General features: G+C 59.9%; 16 protein-coding genes and 4 tRNA genes. 18 read left to right on the forward strand and 2 right to left on the reverse strand.

Annotation, left to right across the window (positions count from 1 at the left end; genetic code table 11):
* The first annotated feature begins 18 nt into the window (after window positions 1-18).
* The 13 genes from gltX (at window position 19) to ACO77H_RS08915 (ending at window position 10,202) form a co-directional block, all read left to right on the forward strand.
* Window positions 19-1,500, forward strand: a complete 1,482-nt coding sequence (gene gltX, locus ACO77H_RS08855) for a glutamate--tRNA ligase (RefSeq protein WP_432755297.1) — start codon at window positions 19-21, stop codon at window positions 1,498-1,500.
* 147 nt (window positions 1,501-1,647) lie between these two features.
* A tRNA-Ala gene (locus ACO77H_RS08860) sits at window positions 1,648-1,723 on the forward strand.
* A 77-nt stretch (window positions 1,724-1,800) separates the two neighbouring features.
* A tRNA-Glu gene (locus ACO77H_RS08865) sits at window positions 1,801-1,876 on the forward strand.
* 49 nt (window positions 1,877-1,925) lie between these two features.
* Window positions 1,926-2,001, forward strand: a tRNA-Ala gene (locus ACO77H_RS08870).
* A gap of 78 nt (window positions 2,002-2,079) precedes the next feature.
* Window positions 2,080-2,155: transfer RNA gene (locus ACO77H_RS08875), tRNA-Glu, on the forward strand.
* A gap of 183 nt (window positions 2,156-2,338) precedes the next feature.
* On the forward strand, window positions 2,339-2,878 hold the full coding sequence (locus ACO77H_RS08880; protein WP_169953437.1) for a TetR/AcrR family transcriptional regulator: 540 nt from the start codon (window positions 2,339-2,341) through the stop codon (window positions 2,876-2,878).
* 30 nt (window positions 2,879-2,908) lie between these two features.
* Window positions 2,909-3,742 (forward strand): alpha/beta hydrolase, encoded by an 834-nt coding sequence (locus ACO77H_RS08885; RefSeq protein WP_169953439.1) that lies wholly within the window; start codon window positions 2,909-2,911, stop codon window positions 3,740-3,742.
* A 55-nt stretch (window positions 3,743-3,797) separates the two neighbouring features.
* On the forward strand, window positions 3,798-4,229 hold the full coding sequence (locus tag ACO77H_RS08890; RefSeq protein ID WP_169953440.1) for an acyl-CoA thioesterase: 432 nt from the start codon (window positions 3,798-3,800) through the stop codon (window positions 4,227-4,229).
* Between the two features lie 67 nt (window positions 4,230-4,296).
* Entirely contained in the window at window positions 4,297-5,256 is a 960-nt protein-coding gene (locus tag ACO77H_RS08895; RefSeq protein ID WP_169953442.1) for a tRNA dihydrouridine synthase, read from the forward strand.
* A gap of 118 nt (window positions 5,257-5,374) precedes the next feature.
* Complete coding sequence (locus ACO77H_RS08900; protein WP_170043442.1) at window positions 5,375-5,824, forward strand: Hsp20 family protein; 450 nt, start codon at window positions 5,375-5,377, stop codon at window positions 5,822-5,824.
* 558 nt (window positions 5,825-6,382) lie between these two features.
* Window positions 6,383-7,681, forward strand: a complete 1,299-nt coding sequence (locus ACO77H_RS08905; RefSeq protein ID WP_432755298.1) for a hypothetical protein — start codon at window positions 6,383-6,385, stop codon at window positions 7,679-7,681.
* A 279-nt stretch (window positions 7,682-7,960) separates the two neighbouring features.
* Window positions 7,961-8,713 (forward strand): hypothetical protein, encoded by a 753-nt coding sequence (locus ACO77H_RS08910; RefSeq protein ID WP_432755299.1) that lies wholly within the window; start codon window positions 7,961-7,963, stop codon window positions 8,711-8,713.
* Between the two features lie 169 nt (window positions 8,714-8,882).
* Complete coding sequence (locus ACO77H_RS08915) at window positions 8,883-10,202, forward strand: hypothetical protein (RefSeq protein WP_262377068.1); 1,320 nt, start codon at window positions 8,883-8,885, stop codon at window positions 10,200-10,202.
* A 28-nt stretch (window positions 10,203-10,230) separates the two neighbouring features.
* On the opposite strand, the gene ACO77H_RS08920 is transcribed toward ACO77H_RS08915, so the two are convergent.
* Together ACO77H_RS08920 and ACO77H_RS08925 are read right to left on the reverse strand one after the other, a co-directional pair.
* Window positions 10,231-13,524: an EAL domain-containing protein gene (locus ACO77H_RS08920; protein ID WP_432755300.1), complete on the reverse strand. Its 3,294-nt coding sequence runs from the start codon at window positions 13,522-13,524 to the stop codon at window positions 10,231-10,233.
* A 63-nt stretch (window positions 13,525-13,587) separates the two neighbouring features.
* Window positions 13,588-14,478: a LysR family transcriptional regulator gene (locus tag ACO77H_RS08925; protein ID WP_169953450.1), complete on the reverse strand. Its 891-nt coding sequence runs from the start codon at window positions 14,476-14,478 to the stop codon at window positions 13,588-13,590.
* A 146-nt stretch (window positions 14,479-14,624) separates the two neighbouring features.
* Here ACO77H_RS08925 and leuC point away from each other — a divergent pair, with 146 nt between their 5' ends.
* The 5 genes from leuC to asd all read left to right on the forward strand — a co-directional run bounded on the left by leuC (window position 14,625) and on the right by asd (window position 19,903).
* Window positions 14,625-16,043, forward strand: a complete 1,419-nt coding sequence (leuC, locus tag ACO77H_RS08930; protein WP_169953452.1) for a 3-isopropylmalate dehydratase large subunit — start codon at window positions 14,625-14,627, stop codon at window positions 16,041-16,043.
* A 10-nt stretch (window positions 16,044-16,053) separates the two neighbouring features.
* On the forward strand, window positions 16,054-16,698 hold the full coding sequence (leuD, locus tag ACO77H_RS08935) for a 3-isopropylmalate dehydratase small subunit (protein ID WP_169953454.1): 645 nt from the start codon (window positions 16,054-16,056) through the stop codon (window positions 16,696-16,698).
* A gap of 129 nt (window positions 16,699-16,827) precedes the next feature.
* The gene (locus ACO77H_RS08940; protein WP_432755301.1) at window positions 16,828-17,592 is read left to right on the forward strand and encodes a class I SAM-dependent methyltransferase; all 765 of its coding nucleotides are present in this window, start codon (window positions 16,828-16,830) and stop codon (window positions 17,590-17,592) included.
* Between the two features lie 51 nt (window positions 17,593-17,643).
* Complete coding sequence (gene leuB / locus ACO77H_RS08945) at window positions 17,644-18,726, forward strand: 3-isopropylmalate dehydrogenase (protein ID WP_432755302.1); 1,083 nt, start codon at window positions 17,644-17,646, stop codon at window positions 18,724-18,726.
* 64 nt (window positions 18,727-18,790) lie between these two features.
* Window positions 18,791-19,903, forward strand: coding sequence for an aspartate-semialdehyde dehydrogenase (asd, locus tag ACO77H_RS08950; protein ID WP_169953460.1), 1,113 nt, complete (start codon window positions 18,791-18,793; stop codon window positions 19,901-19,903).
* Window positions 19,904-20,114: the final 211 nt, after the last annotated feature.

The raw sequence follows: 20,114 nt of genomic DNA on the forward strand, positions 1-20,114 counted from the left end.
GCCCATTCGAGACCCGCCATGACCACCGTCCGCACGCGCATCGCGCCATCGCCTACTGGGGATCCCCACGTCGGTACTGCCTACATCGCCTTGTTCAACTACTGCTTTGCCAAGCAGCACGGCGGTGAATTCATCCTGCGGATCGAAGACACGGACCAGGTGCGTTCGACCCGTGAGTCGGAACAGCAGATTTTCGATGCCCTGCGCTGGTTGGGCATCACTTGGGCTGAAGGCCCGGATGTTGGCGGCCCGCACGGCCCGTATCGCCAGAGCGAGCGCAGCGACATCTATAAGCAATACACCCAGCAACTGGTTGATATGGGCCACGCCTTCCCGTGCTTCTGCACTGCCGAAGAACTGGACCAGATGCGCGCCGAGCAACAGGCCCGCGGCGAAACCCCGCGCTACGACGGCCGCGCGCTGCTGCTGTCCAAGGAAGAAGTGGCCGCGCGCCTGGCCGCCGGTGAGCCGCACGTGATCCGTATGAAAGTGCCGAGCGAAGGCGTGTGCGTGGTGCCAGACATGTTGCGTGGCGACGTGGAGATCCCGTGGGACCGCATGGACATGCAAGTGCTGATGAAGACCGACGGCCTGCCGACGTACTTCCTGGCCAACGTGGTTGACGACCACTTGATGGGCATCACCCACGTGTTGCGTGGTGAAGAATGGTTGCCGTCGGCACCCAAGCTGATCCTGCTTTACGAATATTTCGGCTGGGAACAGCCGCAGCTGTGCTACATGCCGCTGCTGCGTAACCCGGACAAGAGCAAGCTGTCCAAACGCAAGAACCCGACTTCGGTGACCTTCTACGAGCGTATGGGCTTCATGCCTGAAGCGATGCTCAACTACCTGGGCCGCATGGGCTGGTCGATGCCGGACGAGCGCGAGAAGTTCTCGCTGCAGGAGATGGTCGATAACTTCGACCTGTCCCGCGTCTCGCTGGGTGGGCCGATCTTCGATATCGAGAAGCTGTCGTGGCTCAATGGCCAATGGCTGCGTGACCTGCCGGTGGAAGAGTTCGCCAGCCGTGTGCAGCAGTGGGCGTTGAACCCCGAGTACATGATGAAGATCGCACCGCTGGTGCAGGGCAGGGTGGAGACTTTCAGCCAGGTCGCCCCGCTGGCCAGCTTCTTCTTTGCCGGTGGCGTGAACCCGGATGCCAAGCTGTTCGAGTCGAAAAAACTCTCGTCTGACCAGGTTCGCCAGTTGATGCAGTTGATCCTGTGGAAACTCGAAAGCCTGCGCCAGTGGGAAAAAGAGGCCATCACCGCGACCATCCAGGCCGTGGTCGAATCCCTGGAACTGAAGCTGCGCGATGCCATGCCGCTGATGTTTGCCGCGATTACCGGGCAAGCCAGCTCGGTGTCGGTACTCGATGCGATGGAAATCCTCGGTCCGGACCTGACCCGTTTCCGTCTGCGCCAAGCCCTTGATTTGCTTGGCGGTGTATCGAAGAAAGAAAACAAGGAATGGGAAAAGCTGCTGGCTGCTATCGCCTAGTTAAGCGCTGGTGAGGGCAAAACCCCGGCTTTGCGGGGTTTTGACGGTAAGTGATTGTTATCCCGGCAAAAAACTTTGGAAATTGTTGAAAATAAATTTGACAGCCTTTCAAAGCGCCATTAAGATTCGCCCCGTCCTCACCGATGAGGGGCTATAGCTCAGCTGGGAGAGCGCTTGCATGGCATGCAAGAGGTCAACGGTTCGATCCCGTTTAGCTCCACCAATTTACAGGTTCAAGGTCTGGCCACACCGTCCTTGAATCGATCAGGCCCAGCTTGATCATGTTGTACAGAAGGTTTTGTCCCCTTCGTCTAGTGGCCTAGGACACCGCCCTTTCACGGCGGTAACAGGGGTTCGAGTCCCCTAGGGGACGCCAGTTTCAACAAGCAGCTCGCAAGGTCTGCTGCGCCGCCAGGCGAAAAATCGGGGCTATAGCTCAGCTGGGAGAGCGCTTGCATGGCATGCAAGAGGTCAACGGTTCGATCCCGTTTAGCTCCACCAATTTACAGGTTCAAGGTTCCGGCCACACCGTCCTTGGATCGATCAGGTTCAGCCTGATCAGTTGTATAGAAGGTTTGTGTCCCCTTCGTCTAGTGGCCTAGGACACCGCCCTTTCACGGCGGTAACAGGGGTTCGAGTCCCCTAGGGGACGCCACGATTACCCGCTCTGCGGGATTTTTAAGGGTCATTCAATTATTGAATGGCCCTTTTGTTTGTCTGGCGTTTGGGTTTTCTCCCTCCCTCTTTCAAAGAACTTCTTCTGACCAACGGTCGAATTCAGCGCTTGCTAAAAATTATTATGAAGATAATATTTTAACCGTAATATTCGGAGGCCGTCATGAGCGATAAGAAAGCGCAAACCCGTGAACGTATTTTGCAGGCCGCCAGCTCCGCGCTGATCCAGCGTGGCCCGGCCGAACCGAGTGTGGGTGAAGTCATGGGGGCGGCGGGGCTGACCGTTGGTGGCTTCTACGCCCACTTTGAAAGCAAGGACGCCTTGATGCTGGAGGCGTTCGAGCAGCTATTGGCCACGCGTCGGGCGTCTATCGACGATATGGACCCCAGCCTGACAGGCGAAGAGCGCCGAGCCCTGGTGGCGGCGTTCTACCTGTCGCGCAAGCACCGTGATTCCACCGCCCAGGCCTGTCCGATCCCGGCCACGGTCGGCGAGATGAGCCGCCTGCCAGATGAATTTCGCGATGTATTGAACCGGCACGTCGAACTGATGGCCGCACAACTGGCTGCCAGCCCGGAAGACACCGATAAGGCCCTGGCCGACATGGCCTTGATGATTGGTGGTCTGGCATTGGCCCGGGCGCTGGGGCCTGGCGAATTGTCGGACCGTGTATTACGCGCCTCCAAGTCGGCAGTGCGCTGAACAAGGCTTGCGGGCCTGGGGATTGAATGGATGAGCACCTTGAGCTGGATTCGTCGTGTCAACGGCACCGTGGGCAGGCTGGCGCCGCAGACCATCGCCAACCAGATGCGTCGCGCTTTCATGACGCCGCGGGACCTGCCGCCGCGTGATTGGGAATTGCCGCTGCTGGCGCAGGCCGAGCGCATCACCTTGCGCTTTGGCCTGTCGGCCCTGCGCTGGGGCCAGGGCCCGGCGGTGCTGATGATGCATGGCTGGGAAGGGCGCCCGACCCAGTTCGCCAGCCTGATCAACGCATTGGTGGGTGCCGGCTACTCGGTGATTGCCCTCGACGGTCCGGCCCATGGCCGCTCGCCGGGCCGCGAGGCCCACGTGGTGCTGTTTGCCCGGGCGATGCTGGAGGCTGCCGCTGAGTTGCCGCCGTTGCACGCGGTGGTCGGCCACTCCATGGGCGGCGCCAGTGCGATGCTGGCCATCCAGTTGGGCCTGCGCACCAATGCGTTGGTGAGCATTGCCGCGCCTTCCCGCTTGCTCGATGTATTGCGCGGCTTTGCCGGAGTGGTCGGCATGCCGGCGCGGGCACGGGCGGCGTTTATCCAAGAGGTCGAGTACTCCCTGGGCATCCCGCTCAAGCACCTGGATGTGGCGCACTATCAAATGAATATCCCGGGCCTGATCGTGCATGCCGAAGACGATACCTTCGTCCCGGTCAAGGCTTCGCAGATGATCCACGAGGCCTGGTTCGACAGCCGCCTGTTACGCCTGGAGCAAGGCGGGCACCAGAAAGTCCTGGCCGATCCCCGGGTGGTCGAAGGCGTACTGGCGCTACTGGCCGGCTGTCGTGAACCAGCGCGGCAAACCGCTTGAGCCGAACGATGGGTTACACTGCTCGCCGCCGACACTAATCGACCGGGAGCAGGGCATGGGCTGGGACTTGGCAAAGCCGTTTATCATCGATCTGCAGGTGGCCCCTGAGGATATCGACGGCCTGGGGCATGCCAATAATGCCGTCTACGTATCCTGGCTGGAGCGTTGCGCCTGGCGCCATTCCCAGCGCCTGGGCCTGGACCTCAGCGAGTACCGGCGCCTGGATCGGGCCATGGCGGTAGTGCGCCATGAAATCGATTACCTGGCGGCGGGCTACGAAGGTGATGAGTTGCAATTGGCGACCTGGATCGTCGATTGGGACCAGCGCCTGAAAATGACCCGGCGCTTCCAACTGATACGCCCCAGCGATGGCACCACCTTGCTGCGTGCACAAACCACCTTTGTCTGTATCGAACTCTCCAGCGGCAAGCCCAAGCGCATGCCGGCGGAGTTTATCGAGGGCTATGGCGTGGCGTTGCACATCTGACAAGGGGGTTAACGGTTACTGTGGGAAACCCAGTAAACTGCGCCACGTTTTTCGTTGAGTGTTTTCCATGCAAATTGCCTTGGCGCCCATGGAGGGGTTGGTCGACAACATCCTGCGGGACGTGCTGACCCAGGTGGGCGGTATCGATTGGTGCGTGACCGAATTTATCCGGGTCAACGACCGCCTGCTGACCCCGGCCTATTTCCACAAGCTTGCCCCTGAACTGCTGCACGGCGCCAAGACCGCTGCGGGCGTGCCGTTGCGCGTGCAGTTGCTTGGTTCCGACCCCGTGTGCCTGGCGGAAAACGCCGCGCTGGCCTGCGAGCTGGGTTCGCAGGTAATCGACCTGAACTTCGGCTGCCCGGCCAAGACCGTCAACAAATCCCGTGGCGGTGCGGTGCTGCTCAAGGAGCCGGAGCTGCTCAACCAGATCGTCGAGCACGTGCGTCGTGCGGTGCCGGCGCATATCCCGGTGACCGCCAAGATGCGCCTGGGCTTCGACAGCCCGGATGGCGCACTGGTGTGCGCCACGGCCCTGGCCGAAGGTGGCGCGGCGCACATCGTGGTGCATGCGCGGACCAAAGCCGATGGCTACAAGCCCCCCGCCCATTGGGAATGGATCCCGCGCGTGCAGGACGTGGTCAAGGTGCCGGTATTTGCCAACGGTGATATCTGGAGCGTCGAGGACTGGCGACGCTGCCGCGAGATCAGTGGGGTCGAAGACATCATGCTCGGCCGCGGCCTGGTAGCGCGTCCCGACCTGGCCCGGCAAATCGCCGCCGCGCGTGCAGGTGAAGAGGTGGTAGAGATGACTTGGGAGGAGATGCAGCCCATGCTCCGGGAGTTCTGGACGCAGTCTGTAGCGCAACTGACTGAGCGCCAGGCTCCTGGCCGCTTGAAGCAGTGGCTGGCGATGCTGACGCGCAATTACCCGCAAGCCGTGGAGCTGTTTACCGCGCTGCGCCGGGAAACCGATCTGCTGCAGGTCAGTCGTTTGCTCGGTATGCCTCACCCGCAAGCGGCCTGAAATTTTTCTTACAGCCTCTCTTGAAATGTAATGGGTGGTCCTTATCTAGGGATTACACGATGCCGAACTCGGGTCGTGGAGATAAAGAACCTTGCTGATATTTCAGGAGATTTGACCTATGAGTACCGCATTTTCCCTGGCGCCGTTGTTCCGCTCTTCCGTGGGTTTCGACCGTTTCAACGACCTGTTCGAGACCGCATTGCGCAATGAGCCGGGCAGCAGCTACCCACCTTATAACGTCGAGAAACATGGCGAAGACCAATACCGCATTGTGATCGCGGCCGCCGGTTTCCAGGAAGACGATCTGGAGTTGCAGGTGGAGAAGGGCGTGTTGACCGTCAGCGGCGGCAAGCGCGACACCAAGGCTGAGAGCGTCACCTATCTGCATCAAGGCATTGCCCAGCGGGCCTTCAAGCTGTCATTCCGCTTGGCGGACCATATCGAGATCAAGGCTGCTGACCTGAGTAACGGTTTGCTGAGCATCGATCTGTTGCGGGTCGTGCCGGAAGAAGCGAAGGCCAAGCGTATCCCGATCAATGGGGCGCAGAAGCCGGCGCTGCAACACTAAGCGCATATTTTTAAATCTTTCATCATCTGCAAAAAGGGCGCCTCTGGCGCCCTTTTTTTGTTTAGGGGCTTGAAGGAGGTTGCAGGTGTTTTAATCGATAGCGAGGGGAGTTTTGTTTAGTTGAGGGTGTGTTGTTTTATTTGTTTGCTAGCAGGTGTGTGTAACTTTCTTGGTTGGGTGCGTGTTTGCATAGTTAGAGTGTTTCTTTGTTTGGATGCATGGCAGCAGTCTTAGTCGCGCGGGAAATATCATGGGCGCTGTCATGCACACTCGGCGAATCATAACGGTTTTTTTCCTCGCAGCAGTTTATTAACGGGTATGACGTGTTTTTATCAGGCACAAGCCGTAGAAAAGCAGGTTTTCGGCAGAAGTCCATGGGTAAAAGTCCTAAGTTACCTTTTAGTGTCCTTATGTTTTCCGCGATATCTGGAACCAGAACGCTTATTTCCCCACGAATCCAGTGACTTCGATACGGTCGCTGCCGTTTCAAGTCATAAAAAACAGTGTTTGTCATGGGCGTCTGAACGTCCTGGTGCTTTTCTGAAAGAGGGATGAATAATGTCTTATCTGTCTGTTAATAATCCTCCGAGCGTCAATGTTGCTAATCATCAGCTTGATCTGGTCGCGCCGCCTGGAAGTGGTGATGTGAGTAAGTTGTTAAATACTAAGTCGAGCGTAGTGCCGGAACACACTCGGCATGTTGAAGTTGGGCGGGAAAATACAACTGTCAGTACGGATGCTCTTGCAAAGCTGCTGGATATGTTCGAACTGCTCTTCAAGGCAATGCGAGATGTGTTGTCGGGTAAAAAGCATCCTTCCGAGGCCTTGCCCACGGCGGATAAACCGTCTGAAACCAAACCCGCTCTTGGGGACAGAGCCGCCATTACCACTAAGGATGCAAAGGCACAGGTGGGTGGAGACAAACCTACTACGCACACACCGCAGACCACCGGCAAACTGTTGATTTCAGGCCAGGCTTTAAAAAAGCAGCTCGATGCGGACAAGCTAGCCGAGAAGAAACCCGACACTGAGAGCAAGCCTGCGATTGCGAGCAACGACACCAAACTACTGCTTGATACAGACAAGAAGCCCCAGCTAAAACCGGACGCCGAAAGCAAGCCCGTACCTGCGGGCAAGGACGCCAAGGTCCTGGTTGATAGCGACAAGAAACCGGAGCTAAAACCGGACGCCGAAAGCAAGCCCGTGCCCGCGGGCAAGGACGCCAAGGTCCTGGTTGATACCGATAAGAAACCCGAGCAAAAACTGGACACGGACACCAAGCCCGCGACTCCCGGCAAAGAAGTCAAGGTACTGTTGGATGGCGGCAAACAACCTGTGGTGCTGCCGCAGGTCAAGGTTATGCCAGGGACTCCAGAAGCGCAGGCCAAGGTGTCGTCGGACAACCATGTGCAGGTGAACGTGAATGTGAACAACTGCCACTGCCCATCGACTCACCAGCCACCCAGCCCGCGCGGCGGCGTCACAGTGACGCCTCGTTTCGAACCCGAGCCAGGTGTGGTGATACGCCACGACGCTCAGGTGAGGCCTGGCCCGCAGTCCAAGCCGACGGTAGTGCCCGGTAACGATGCGAAGGTGACGCCTGATACCCAGGTGCCTGGGAGTGATGGTCGGGCGAGGCCGGGCTTGGTGCCCAACCGTGTTGCAGCGGTGACACCCGACGCGGTGCCTGAACCGACCGTCCCGAATGACAGCCGCGTAAAGCCTGAGGTATCCCCGCTGCCAAACCCTGAAGTGCTACCGGATAAGCCTGGGCCTGAGCCGGATGTGACCGCTGCGGGGCCGGAATGCCGCCCTGATGAAATGGGGTGGTCGGCGCGTCCCTATCGCCGGTTTTAACGCGCCTCTTGGGCCAATAGACCTCTAACTTCAATCGGTTGCTTCTCCGGTCAGCGATCGGCCGGAGGGGCACTTTGTGCGAGAAAAAACATGTCTGTTTCAAGCGTTAACCGTGCTTCCAGCGTCATGTGTAATGGTTCCGGGTACTTGGCAGGAGCTTTTAGTATTGAGACCGCTAGTCCCTCGCTACAGGGCTCGGCTGTCAGCAGGTTTTCCCATCAGCACTCGCCCAGGCATGTCGCTGAACTGGACGGCTGTGGGGCAAACCAGGCGGCGGACTTGCAAACCATCATTTCAATGTTCAGTACGTTCATGAGCCAAATTACAGCGCTGCTGTCGGGTGGCAGGGAACTTGATAAAGCCAAGGTTGTTCCCGCGCCTGTCACGCCTGAAATCAAGCCCTTACCGTTAGTGCCAAAGCCCCAGACACCTCTTCCGGATTTGTCGACCAAGCGCAATGGGGCCAAAAGCGATGATATCTGGGGTGGTTTTCGCCAAGGGCCGGATGGCAATTGCGTAACGGTTTCAGCGATCAAGGCCGCCATGCACAAGTTTGGACAAAGCCCCACTGATATCTACAAAAATGTCAGTAAAACAGAGCGCGGCTATGACGTGACGATGCGTGACGGTTTTCATTTGACGTTGACCAGCCAGGAGTTGAAACAGGCGGCAGCGGGCGCACGTTTTTTTGGGCGCGACAGGGGCATGCTCAAGGACGCTGAGTTTTTGTTTGCTGCCAGTGCCAAGCGTGCGCAGATAGAAAACAACGATGGTCGAGCGGCGAGAAGTTTCAGCGCGGCCATCCGCAGTCTCAATGATGGTGAAGATGAGCGTGGCGCAGGGGAAGGGTTCGAGCGCTTGGGCTTAAAGAAGCATATAAAAAATGTCCCGGTAAATACCTTGGCCCGCGGCCAGGTCGGGATGGTCAACCGCGCCCGGCATTCGGTCGCAGTGATCGACGGCAAGGAAGAGTTATGGGGTCGAAAAGGCAGGGCGCCGCGGTATGGGGATGCAGTGGCGTTAATCGGGTGATCAGTAGTGTTGTGTAGTTGTCGTTTTAAATTATAAGAGTGGCTGTTGTTTTCCTGCGCAGGTTTTTAACGTTAATTTTACTTTGGGTTTTCCTGATGTTTGGCATGCGCGGGTTTGCGCGATGTCTTGTTTGTCATACTTTTAATAAGTCTGTGGTTAGGAGGTTGTCATGAATGTGAATATGCTCAATCGGTCATTTACTGACAGTTATAGGCTGGGTGATAAACCTGTCAATGCTGTTTCTGCTGACGTTTTTTCAACTAGTAGCGGGGAGAAGCCCCAAGATATCGTGAATGCCTTTACCGCCACCCCCCGTGGATTCGGTGAGCATTTTGACAATAGTACCCATGCGGCTGTTATCAAAATGATGATGATGACCTTTGGTCAAAGCCCCCGCGATATGTTTGATGAGATTAAATCGACCGGTGATGGTTATGACATTACGATGAAAGATGAGTTTAAGGTTCATGTGTCCCATGATGAACTAAAACTTACGGCGCAGGCCTCGCGATTTTCCGGCAACGACCGAGCAGCCATCAACGACGCCAACGTTGTACTCGCCGCTTTTGCCAAGCGCAAACAACAAGCAGGTGGCTATGACAGTTTCGACAAGGTCCTGCACAAGAGCCTTGAGGGTGAAACGATGCAGAACTGCCTGCGGGGCATGGGGATGATTGGTTTTGCCCAGTTTGTGCCTGCCACTTACATGGCCGCCAGCGGCGCCGTAGGTGTGGTGGAAACCCATAATTTTGGCTCCGCGTTTGTCATGGACAATACCCAACATAATTATGGGCAAAAACAGCGGGTTGATAGAAGTTACGGTTATATGTTGTTCAATGACCAGACTGTGCCTGGCGTATCGCCCGCAACCGTCGATTTACCTGACCTGAAATTATCCAGTGTGCCCATAGGCACCCAACCCGCAGATATCTGGAACGGTTTTTACCAGGGGGCAGAAGGCAACTGTGTCACCGTGTCGGCGATCAAGGCGGCCATGATGCGGTTTGGACAAAATCCCCAAGGCATCTTTAAAAAGATCACCGCCACGGCTGAGGGTTATGAAGTGCTCATGAGGGATTCCTTCAAGCTGACCCTGACCCACGATGAACTGAAACAGGCCAAGGCTGCCTCCAACTTGAAGGGTAGCAATCCGGCGCTGCTGGACGATGCCAACTTCTTGTACGCCGTGAGTGCCAAGCGGGCCCAGGTGGAAAACAACGATTCGCGTGGCAACCAAAGTTACGAGGTTGCCATGGCAACACTCAACGATGGTGAATACCCCGGCGCCGCATTGCGTCGGCTTGGGTTGTTTGCCTATATCCGTGAAAGTACGGTTGAAGAACTGGCTCGTGGCACCACGGGCACCTTGGCCAACACCTACCACTCGGTGGCGGTGATCGACGGCAAGCTGGACCTGTATGGGCAAAAACTCAGCCTGGAAAACTCGCACTGGCAGGGGCACTTCCACCGGGCATTGAAATTAGTGTGATACCCGGCGCAGGGACCCAGAGCGCTCTTCAGGTCCCGGCGCCTGGCCGTAACAGCTCTATAAATGCATCCAGGGGTAACGGCCGGCTGTGCAAATAACCCTGATACAGATGGCAACCCAGCCCCTGCAGGAACGCCAGTTGCTCGGGCGTTTCTACGCCTTCGGCAATCACCTCCAGGTTCAGGCTGCGCGCCATGGCCACGATCGCGCGGATGATCTCGGCGTCGTTCGGGTCGTGGGTGGCGTCCCTCACAAACGATTGATCGATCTTCAAGGCATCGACCGGCAGGCGCTTGAGGTAGGTCAATGACGAATAACCGGTGCCGAAATCGTCCATGGCGAAGCTGACCCCGAGTTTTTTCAGGCGGCGCATTTTGCCGATGGTGTCGTCCAGGTTCTGGATCACGATGCCTTCGGTGATTTCCAGTTTCAGCAAGGTGAACGGCAGTTGATGCTGCTTGAGGCTGCGCTCTACCCGTTCGACAAAATCGTTCTGGCGAAACTGTCGAGGGCTGATATTCACGCACAGGCTGAAGCCGTCCGGCTCCACCAGGCCTTCGGCGATCAGCCGGGCAAAGGCACCACAGGCTTCGTCGAGGATCCAGGTGCCCACCTCGAGAATCAGCCCGCTGTCTTCCAGAACCTTGATGAACTCCGTCGGCGATTGCGCACCCAACTGCGGATGCTGCCAGCGCACCAGGGCCTCGGCGCCGACAATGCGATTGCCCCGGGCATCGACCTGGGGTTGGTAATGCACACTGAACTCGCCCCGCGACAACGCCAGGCGCAGGTCTGTCTCCATGCGCAGGCGCTCGCTGGCGGTGCGTTGCATGCTGTTATGGAACATCTGCGTGGTATTGCGCCCCGAATCCTTGGCCCGGTACAGGGCAATATCGGCGCGCTTGAGCAGGTCGGCTGGGGTCGAGCCGTGGTCGGGAATCAGCGCCACGCCGATGCTGGGGGTGACCTGCAAGCGCTGGCCATCGAGAAACATCGGCTCGGACAACAGTTCGCGCAGGGTGTCGGACAGCAACTGCACCTGCTTGCTGACCTCTAACCGAGTACCTTCCAGCCCGCTGAGCAGCACCACGAATTCGTCCCCTCCCAGGCGCGCTACGGTGTCCTCCATGCGCACGCTGGCCTCCAGGCGCGCAGTGACGATTTTCAGCACGGTGTCGCCCACCGGGTGGCCGAGGGAATCGTTGATATGCTTGAAGTGATCCAGGTCCAGAAACAGCAGCGCACCCCGCAGGTTGTGGCGTTTAAGCAGGGCGATCTGTTGGCTCAGGCGGTCCATCAGCAAGGCGCGATTGGGCAGGTTGGTCAGCGGGTCGTGATAGGCCAGGTGGCGGATCTGCGCCTGCGCGCTCTTGAGCAGGCTGACATCCCGTGCGGTCAGCAGCAGGCACGGGGTTTCATTGAGGGTAATCGGCTCGACCGACACTTCTACCGCCAGCAACTCGCCACGTTTGTTGTGCCAGAGCATGTCCAGGTGGTGGATGCGGCCCTTGATCTGCAATTCGGCCAACAGCGCGGCGCGCTGGTTTTCATCGGCCCAGATGCCGATCTGGTACAGGGTCAGGCCAATGGCTTCTTCGGCGCGGTAGCCGGTCAGGCGGCAGAAGCCGTCATTGACCTCCACATAGCGCCCGGTGTCGCGCTCGGTAATGGACACCGCATCGGGGCTGGAATGGAAGGCCTTGGCGAATTTCTCCTCACTGGCCTTGAGCGCCGCCTCCGAGCGCTGTTGCTGGGTGATATCGCGCAGGGTGGTGACCACACAGGGCTGGTTGCCGACCTTGATCAGCCGGCTGGAAATCATGCAGGTCAGGCGCTGGCCGTTCTTGTGGTGGACGATGATCGCCACGTTGTTCAGCGCCTGCTCGCGGATCACCTGCTCGATGCGCTGCAGGCGCTGGGTTGGCTGATCCCACAGGCCGATCTGCTCGGCGGTGTGGTTGATGACTTCGGCGGCGGCCCAGCCAAAGGTCTGGCTGAAACTGGGGTTGATTTCGATGAACTCGCCGCTGGCCAGGCGTGTGACGCAGATCGGGTCGGGGCTGGCGAGGAACAGGCTGGCGAATTTCTCTTCAGACGCACTCAGGCGCTGTTCGCGTTCCACCTGGTCGGTGATATCCAGCAAGGTGCCGGCCATGCGCACCGGCGTGCCCTGCGCGTCACGGTAGAGGCGGGCGCGGCTTTCCAGGTAGCGCGAGCTGCCGTCTTCCAGTTGCACGCGGTAGGTCAGTTGGTAGTTGCCCGCCGGCCCCTCACGCAAGGTGCGATAGGCATCGCGCATGCTGGCGCGCTCTTCATCGGGCATGCCTTCAAAAAACGCGTCGAACGACTCATGGAACGGGTGCGGATCCAGGCCGTGCAACTGCGCGGCCCGCGCCGAGCCGTAGAGCATGCCGCTGGGGATATGCCAGTCCCAGGTGCCCAACTGGGCCGAGTCCAGGGCCAGGTCCAGGCGTTCCTGGCTGTCCTTGAGGGCCTGCTCGGCGTTCTTGCGTTCGGTGGTGTCGAGGAAGGTGCTGATCAGGTAGGCCTGGTCCTCGAGCTCGACCTTTTGTGCGCTGAGGGTGCCGTCATGGATTTGCCCGTTGCTGGCGCGAAATTGCACCTCCATGGTGATGGGCTCGCCCTTGCGCTGGGTCGCCCTGACCAACAGGGCCCGTTGCTCCGGGTGGACCCACAGCCCCAGGTCGAGGGTGGTGCGGCCAATGGCATCGGCCACCGGCCAGCCGAACAGGCTTTCAAAATACTGGTTGGCTTCGCTGATCAGACCATCTTCCTGGCGGGTCAGCAGGACCATGTTCGGGCACAGGTGGAACAGCGTGGCGAAGCGTTTTTCGGAGTGGCCCAGGGCATGTTCGCGTTCGCGCTGCTGGGTGGTTTCGCGGATCACCCCGATCATGCGCCGGCGCCCGGACGCATCCGGCAGCAGGCTGCCATTGATTTCCAGCCAGTGCAGGCTGCCGTCCGGCCACTGGATGCGGTGATGCATGGCTTGTTCGAAGGGTGCGCCGGCCAGGACCGCGTGAAACGCCCGGATCACGCGGCCGCGGTCCTCGGCGGCCAGCAGGTCGAGGTAGTCCAGGTCCTTGGGCAATGGCTGCCGGGGGTCGAAGCCGAATAGCGCCTGGGTGCCGCGCGACCAACTGATCCGCCCGCTGTCGATATCCCAGCTCCAGGCGCCAAGCCGTGCGGCATTGAGCGCCGCCAGCAGTTGCGGGGCGTTTTCCCAGCTTTGTTCCGCCTGCTGGGGGTCCAGGGCGTGAATGCGCGGCAGCGGCGGCACGGGATCGACAGGGTTGGGCATTATCAAGGGGCCTTGGCTCTATGGGCATTCGGCGCGGGAGCAGGGTCTACAGGCCGCACGGCCTCATGCCGGCATCCCAGCCGGATCGACCTGTGCATCCAATAGGCTCATGAAAGCCCGCGCAGCGTTCGACAGCGTCCTTTCGGTGTGCACGATATAGCCTAGCTGGCGACTGAGCTGTATGCCCGGTAAAGCGATACTGGCCACTTGATCATCGAGCATGGTGCGCGGCAACACGCTCCAGGCCAGGCCGATGGAGACCATCATCTTGATGGTTTCCAGGTAGTTGGTGCTCATGGCGATGTTCGGCGTCAGGCCCTGGGCCTCGAACAGCCGGTGCACGATATGGTGGGTAAAGGTGTTGCCGCCGGGGAATACCGCCGGGTGCCGGGCAATGTCGGCCAGGCTGATGCTGGCGTTGCTGGCCAGGCTATGTTCGGGCGCCACCACGAAATCCAGGGGGTCGTCCCACACCGGGGTGGCTCGCACCAGGCTGTGGGGCTCCGGGGCCAGGGTGATGACGGCCACTTCGGCACGGCCATGGAGGATTTCCTCGTAGGCGACTTCCGAATCCAGGAACTGAATATCCAGTGCCACGTTCGGGTATTCCCGGGTGAACGTGCGCAACACCGGGGGCAGGCGGTGCAGGCCGATGTGATGGCTGGTCGCCAGGGTCAGGCGTCCGCTGACTTCGCCAGTCAGGTTCGTCAAGGCGCGGCGAGTGTCATCCAGCACATTGAGGATCTGATAGGCGCGGGGCAGCAGGGCACGCCCGGCCTCTGTCAGGCCCACTTCCCGGCCCAGTCGATCAAACAGGCGCACCTTCAGTTGTTGCTCAAGGCCGGCGATGCGCTTGCTGATTGCCGGTTGCGTCAAGTGCAGGCGTTCCCCGGCCCCGGAGAAGCTGCCGGTTTCGGCGATGGCAATAAAAGCATTGAGGTTGGCCAGGTCCATGGTCGTATTCCAGTTGGTTATCCAAAGCATGAAAAATATGAATTTGAGTTATTTAATGTAACGCCATAGCATCAGCCTCACAAGCCAAAGGGTTATTGAATCGTTCAACGCCCAGGGCATAGAAAGACGCTGATGAGGACCGACTGATGGCCGGCAAAACGCTTTACGACAAACTCTGGGATTCCCATGAAGTGAAACGGCGCGATGATGGCTCGTCGCTGATCTACATCGACCGTCACATCATCCACGAAGTGACCTCGCCCCAAGCGTTCGAAGGCCTGCGACTGGCCGGGCGCAAGCCATGGCGCGTCGACTCGATCATCGCCACCCCGGACCACAACGTGCCGACCACCCCGGAGCGCAAGGGCGGTATCGAAGCCATTGCCGACCAGGTCTCGCGTTTGCAGGTCCAGACCCTCGACGACTATTGCGACGAGTACGGCATCACCGAATTCAAGATGAATGACGTGCGCCAGGGCATCGTCCACGTAATCGGCCCGGAGCAGGGCGCGACCTTGCCGGGCATGACCGTGGTCTGCGGCGACTCCCATACCTCGACCCACGGCGCGTTCGGCGCCCTGGCCCACGGTATTGGCACTTCCGAGGTGGAACATGTGTTCGCCACCCAGTGCCTGGTTGCTAAAAAAATGAAGAACATGCTGGTGCTGGTCGAAGGCACCTTGCCCTTTGGTGTCACCGCCAAGGACATCGTGCTCGCGGTGATCGGCAAGATCGGCACCGCTGGCGGCAACGGCCATGCCATCGAATTCGCCGGCAGCGCCATTCGCGACCTGTCCATCGAAGGCCGCATGACCATCTGCAACATGTCCATTGAAGCCGGTGCCCGCGTGGGCATGGTCGCGGCGGATGAAAAAACCGTCGAATACGTCAAGGGTCGTCCGTTTGCACCGGCGGGCGCCGATTGGGATGCCGCCGTAGAAGCCTGGAAAGACCTGGTGTCCGACAAGGATGCGGTGTTCGATACGGTGGTTGAACTCGACGCGGCCCAGATCAAGCCGCAAGTCAGCTGGGGCACCTCGCCGGAAATGGTCCTGGCCGTTGACCAGAACGTGCCGGACCCGGCCAAGGAAGCCGACCTGGTCAAGCGCGGCTCCATCGAGCGCGCCTTGAAGTACATGGGCTTGAAAGCCAACCAGGCGATCACCGACATCCAGTTGGACCGTGTGTTTATCGGTTCCTGCACCAACTCGCGGATCGAAGACCTGCGCGCCGCGGCGGTGATCGCCAAGGGCCGCAAGGTGGCCTCGACCATCAAGCAGGCCATTGTGGTGCCAGGTTCGGGCCTGGTGAAGGCCCAGGCGGAAGCCGAAGGCCTGGACAAAATCTTCCTCGAAGCCGGCTTTGAATGGCGCGAGCCGGGCTGCTCGATGTGCCTGGCGATGAACCCGGACCGTTTGGAGTCCGGCGAGCATTGCGCGTCCACCTCCAACCGTAACTTCGAAGGGCGTCAGGGCGCCGGTGGTCGTACTCACCTGGTCAGCCCGGCCATGGCCGCTGCGGCTGCCGTCAACGGTCGTTTCATCGACGTTCGCGAATTGATCTGAGGAATACCCGATGAGAGCTTTTACCCAACACACAGGTCTGGTCGCGCCGTTGGACCGTGCCAACGTGGACACTGACCAGATCATCCCCAAGCAGTTCTTGAAGTCGATCAAGCGCACCGGCTTTGGCCCCAATCTGTTCGATGAGTGGCGCTACCTGGACGTGGGCTACGCCTACCAGGACAACTCCAAGCGCCCGTTGAACAAGGATTTCGTACTCAACGCCGAGCGCTACCAGGGCGCTAGCGTGTTGCTGGCCCGGGAAAACTTCGGTTGCGGCTCCAGCCGCGAACACGCGCCGTGGGCCCTGGAAGAATATGGTTTTCGCAGCATCATCGCGCCGAGCTACGCCGACATCTTCTTCAACAACAGCTTCAAGAATGGCTTGTTGCCGATCATCCTGAGCGATGCCGAAGTGGACGAGTTGTTCGGGCAAGTGGAAGCCAACGTGGGCTACCAGTTGACCGTCGACCTGGCTGCACAGACCGTGACCCGTCCGGATGGCAAGGTGTACCACTTTGAAGTGGATGCCTTCCGTAAACACTGCCTGATCAACGGCCTGGACGACATCGGCCTGACCTTGCAGGACGGCGAGGCAATTGCCGCGTTTGAAGCCAAGCACCGGGCCAGCCAGCCTTGGTTGTTTCGTGATGCCTGATTTGCGGTAACCGTGCGGGCCCCATCGCGGGCAAGCCCGACTCCCACACTGGAATGCATTCCAACTGTGGGAGCTGGCTTGCCTGCGATAGCGCCCGTACAGCCACCCCAAAACCTGAGGAAAGCCACCATGACCAACACCGCCCACACCCAAGTCGTGCAAAAACAATTCGGCGAACAGGCCTCGGCCTACCTGAGCAGTGCCGTGCACGCCCAGGGCAGCGAATTCGCACTGCTGCAGGCCGAACTGGCCGGGCAGGGCGCTGCACGCCTGCTGGACCTGGGCTGTGGCGCCGGTCACGTGAGTTTCCACGTAGCACCGCTGGTCAAGGAAGTGGTGGCCTACGACCTGTCGCAGCAGATGCTCGACGTGGTCGCCGCCGCTGCCGCAGAGCGTGGCCTGGACAATATTCGTACCCTGCACGGCGCCGCCGAGCGCCTGCCGTTCGCCGATGGCGAGTTCGACTTCGTGTTCAGTCGCTACTCGGCCCATCACTGGAGCGACCTGGGCCAGGCCCTGCGCGAAGTGCGCCGGGTGCTCAAGCCGGGCGGCGTAGCGGCGTTTGTCGATGTCTTGTCACCGGGCAGCCCGCTGTTGGACACTTACCTGCAAACCGTCGAAGTGCTGCGCGACACCAGCCATGTGCGCGATTACTCCGCCGGCGAGTGGATGCGCCAGCTCAGCGAAGCCGGCCTGCATGTACGCAACAGCAAGCGCCAGCGCCTGCGCCTGGAATACACCTCGTGGGTCGAGCGCATGCGCACGCCAGAGGTATTGCGCGCCGCGATCCTGGAGCTGCAAAAGGCGATGGGCCAGGAAGTGCGCGATTATTTTGAGATTCAAGCCGATGGCACCTTCAGCACCGACGTGCTGGTGGTCTGGGCCGAACGCTAATAATTTTCCCGACCTGCCCGAGGGCGGGTCGCTTGATGAAATGAGGAACCCATGAGCAAGCAGATTCTGATTCTCCCTGGCGACGGCATTGGTCCGGAAATCATGGCCGAAGCGGTCAAGGTCCTGGAATTGGCCAACAGCAAGTACAGCCTGGGCTTTGAACTGAGTCACGACGTGATCGGCGGCGCTGCCATCGACAAGCATGGCGTGCCCCTGGCCGACGAAACCCTGGACCGTGCCCGTGCTGCCGACGCGGTGCTGCTCGGCGCCGTGGGTGGGCCGAAATGGGACAAGATCGAACGTGACATCCGTCCGGAGCGCGGCCTGCTGAAAATCCGTGCGCAACTGGGCCTGTTCGGCAACCTGCGCCCGGCAATCCTCTACCCGCAACTGGCCGACGCGTCGAGCCTCAAGCCGGAAGTGGTGGCGGGCCTGGATATCCTGATCGTGCGTGAGCTGACCGGCGGTATCTACTTTGGCTCGCCACGGGGCGTGCGCGAGCTGGAAAATGGCGAGCGCCAGGCCTACGACACCCTGCCGTACAGCGAGAGTGAAATCCGCCGTATCGCCCGTGTCGGTTTCGACATGGCCCGGGTGCGCGGCAAGAAGGTCTGCTCGGTAGACAAGGCCAACGTCCTGGCCTCCAGCCAGCTGTGGCGCGAGATCGTCGAAGAAGTGGCCAAGGACTATCCGGACGTCGAACTCAGCCACATGTACGTCGACAACGCCGCCATGCAGTTGGTGCGTGCGCCCAAGCAGTTCGACGTGATCGTCACCGACAACCTGTTCGGCGACATCCTGTCCGACCAGGCCTCGATGCTCACCGGTTCCATCGGCATGCTGCCGTCGGCGTCCCTGGACACCAACAATAAGGGCATGTACGAGCCATGCCACGGTTCGGCGCCAGACATCGCGGGCCAGGGCATTGCCAACCCGCTGGCGACCATTTTGTCGGTGTCGATGATGCTGCGCTACAGCTTCAACCTCAGCGAAGCGGCGGATGCCATCGAGCAAGCGGTGAGCCTGGTGCTGGACCAGGGCATGCGTACCGGCGACATCTGGTCGCAGGGTTGCACCAAGGTCGGGACGCAGGAAATGGGCGACGCAGTAGTCGCCGCGCTGCGGAATCTGTAATCTCTCGGGCCCGCTTGCAGTTGTTGCTGCAAGGCGGCCCACTTTTTAACAAGGTGTAGTTGCGATGAAACGTGTAGGTCTGATCGGTTGGCGCGGTATGGTCGGTTCCGTGCTCATGCAGCGGATGCTGGAAGAGCAGGATTTCGATCTTATTGAGCCGGTGTTTTTCACCACTTCGAATGTCGGTGGCCAAGGGCCGTCCGTGGGCAAGGATATCGCCCCGCTCAAGGACGCCTACAACATTGAAGAGCTCAAGACCCTCGACGTCATTCTGACCTGCCAGGGCGGCGACTACACCAGTGAAGTCTTCCCCAAGCTGCGCGAAGCCGGCTGGCAGGGCTACTGGATCGATGCAGCGTCCAGCCTGCGTATGCAGGACGACGCGGTGATCATCCTCGACCCGGTCAACCGCAAGGTCATCGACCAGCAACTTGATGCCGGCACCAAGAACTATGTCGGCGGCAACTGCACCGTCAGCCTGATGCTGATGGGCCTGGGTGGCCTGTTCGAAGCCGGGCTGGTGGAGTGGATGAGTGCCATGACCTACCAGGCGGCCTCCGGTGCCGGCGCGCAGAACATGCGCGAGCTGATCAAGCAGATGGGCGCGACCCACGCGGCCGTCGCCGATCAACTGGCCGACCCGGCCAGTGCGATCCTCGATATCGACCGCCGTGTGGCCGAGGCCATGCGCAGCGAAGCCTACCCGACCGAGAACTTCGGCGTGCCCTTGGCCGGCAGCCTGATCCCGTGGATCGACAAGGAACTGCCGAACGGCCAGAGCCGCGAAGAGTGGAAAGCCCAGGCCGAGACCAACAAGATCCTTGGGCGCTTCAAGAACCCGATCCCGGTGGACGGTATTTGCGTGCGGATCGGCGCCATGCGTTGCCACAGCCAGGCGCTGACCATCAAGCTCAATAAAGACGTGCCGATCGCCGATATCGAAGGGCTGATCAGCCAGCACAACCCATGGGTCAAGCTGGTGCCCAACAGCCGTGATATCAGCATGCAGGAGCTGAGCCCGACCAAGGTCACCGGCACCCTGAATGTACCGGTGGGCCGTCTGCGCAAGCTGAACATGGGCACCCAGTACCTGGGCGCCTTCACTGTAGGTGACCAATTGCTGTGGGGCGCGGCCGAGCCGCTGCGTCGGATGTTGCGGATTCTGCTGGAGCGTTGATCGCTTAGTGGTGTTGAAGAAACCCGCGTTCTGGTGACAGGCGCGGGTTTTTTATTGCGCCTTAGGCCCTCATCGCGGGCAAGCCCGCTCCCACACTTGAATGTGTTCACAAATCCAAATGTAGGAGCGGACTTGCCCGCGATGACGGCCCGCGCCACACCACAAACCCCAGGCCAATTGCCTCACCCCCCACCACCCGGTAAAGTGCCGC

The sequence above is a fragment of the Pseudomonas sp. WMBT8 genome, from assembly GCF_050916005.1.
In the GTDB taxonomy this organism is placed as follows: Bacteria; Pseudomonadota; Gammaproteobacteria; order Pseudomonadales; family Pseudomonadaceae; genus Aquipseudomonas.

What these genes read in the sequence shown, in the direction of transcription:
- gltX (WP_432755297.1), top strand. Translation starts at nt 19, where the DNA reads ATGACCACCGTCCGCACGCGCATCGCGCCATCGCCTACTGGGGATCCC.
- ACO77H_RS08880 (WP_169953437.1), top strand. Translation starts at nt 2,339, where the DNA reads ATGAGCGATAAGAAAGCGCAAACCCGTGAACGTATTTTGCAGGCCGCC.
- ACO77H_RS08885 (WP_169953439.1), top strand. Translation starts at nt 2,909, where the DNA reads ATGAGCACCTTGAGCTGGATTCGTCGTGTCAACGGCACCGTGGGCAGG.
- ACO77H_RS08890 (WP_169953440.1), top strand. Translation starts at nt 3,798, where the DNA reads ATGGGCTGGGACTTGGCAAAGCCGTTTATCATCGATCTGCAGGTGGCC.
- ACO77H_RS08895 (WP_169953442.1), top strand. Translation starts at nt 4,297, where the DNA reads ATGCAAATTGCCTTGGCGCCCATGGAGGGGTTGGTCGACAACATCCTG.
- ACO77H_RS08900 (WP_170043442.1), top strand. Translation starts at nt 5,375, where the DNA reads ATGAGTACCGCATTTTCCCTGGCGCCGTTGTTCCGCTCTTCCGTGGGT.
- ACO77H_RS08905 (WP_432755298.1), top strand. Translation starts at nt 6,383, where the DNA reads ATGTCTTATCTGTCTGTTAATAATCCTCCGAGCGTCAATGTTGCTAAT.
- ACO77H_RS08915 (WP_262377068.1), top strand. Translation starts at nt 8,883, where the DNA reads ATGAATGTGAATATGCTCAATCGGTCATTTACTGACAGTTATAGGCTG.
- ACO77H_RS08920 (WP_432755300.1), bottom strand. Translation starts at nt 13,524, where the DNA reads ATGCCCAACCCTGTCGATCCCGTGCCGCCGCTGCCGCGCATTCACGCC.
- ACO77H_RS08925 (WP_169953450.1), bottom strand. Translation starts at nt 14,478, where the DNA reads ATGGACCTGGCCAACCTCAATGCTTTTATTGCCATCGCCGAAACCGGC.
- leuC (WP_169953452.1), top strand. Translation starts at nt 14,625, where the DNA reads ATGGCCGGCAAAACGCTTTACGACAAACTCTGGGATTCCCATGAAGTG.
- leuD (WP_169953454.1), top strand. Translation starts at nt 16,054, where the DNA reads ATGAGAGCTTTTACCCAACACACAGGTCTGGTCGCGCCGTTGGACCGT.
- ACO77H_RS08940 (WP_432755301.1), top strand. Translation starts at nt 16,828, where the DNA reads ATGACCAACACCGCCCACACCCAAGTCGTGCAAAAACAATTCGGCGAA.
- leuB (WP_432755302.1), top strand. Translation starts at nt 17,644, where the DNA reads ATGAGCAAGCAGATTCTGATTCTCCCTGGCGACGGCATTGGTCCGGAA.
- asd (WP_169953460.1), top strand. Translation starts at nt 18,791, where the DNA reads ATGAAACGTGTAGGTCTGATCGGTTGGCGCGGTATGGTCGGTTCCGTG.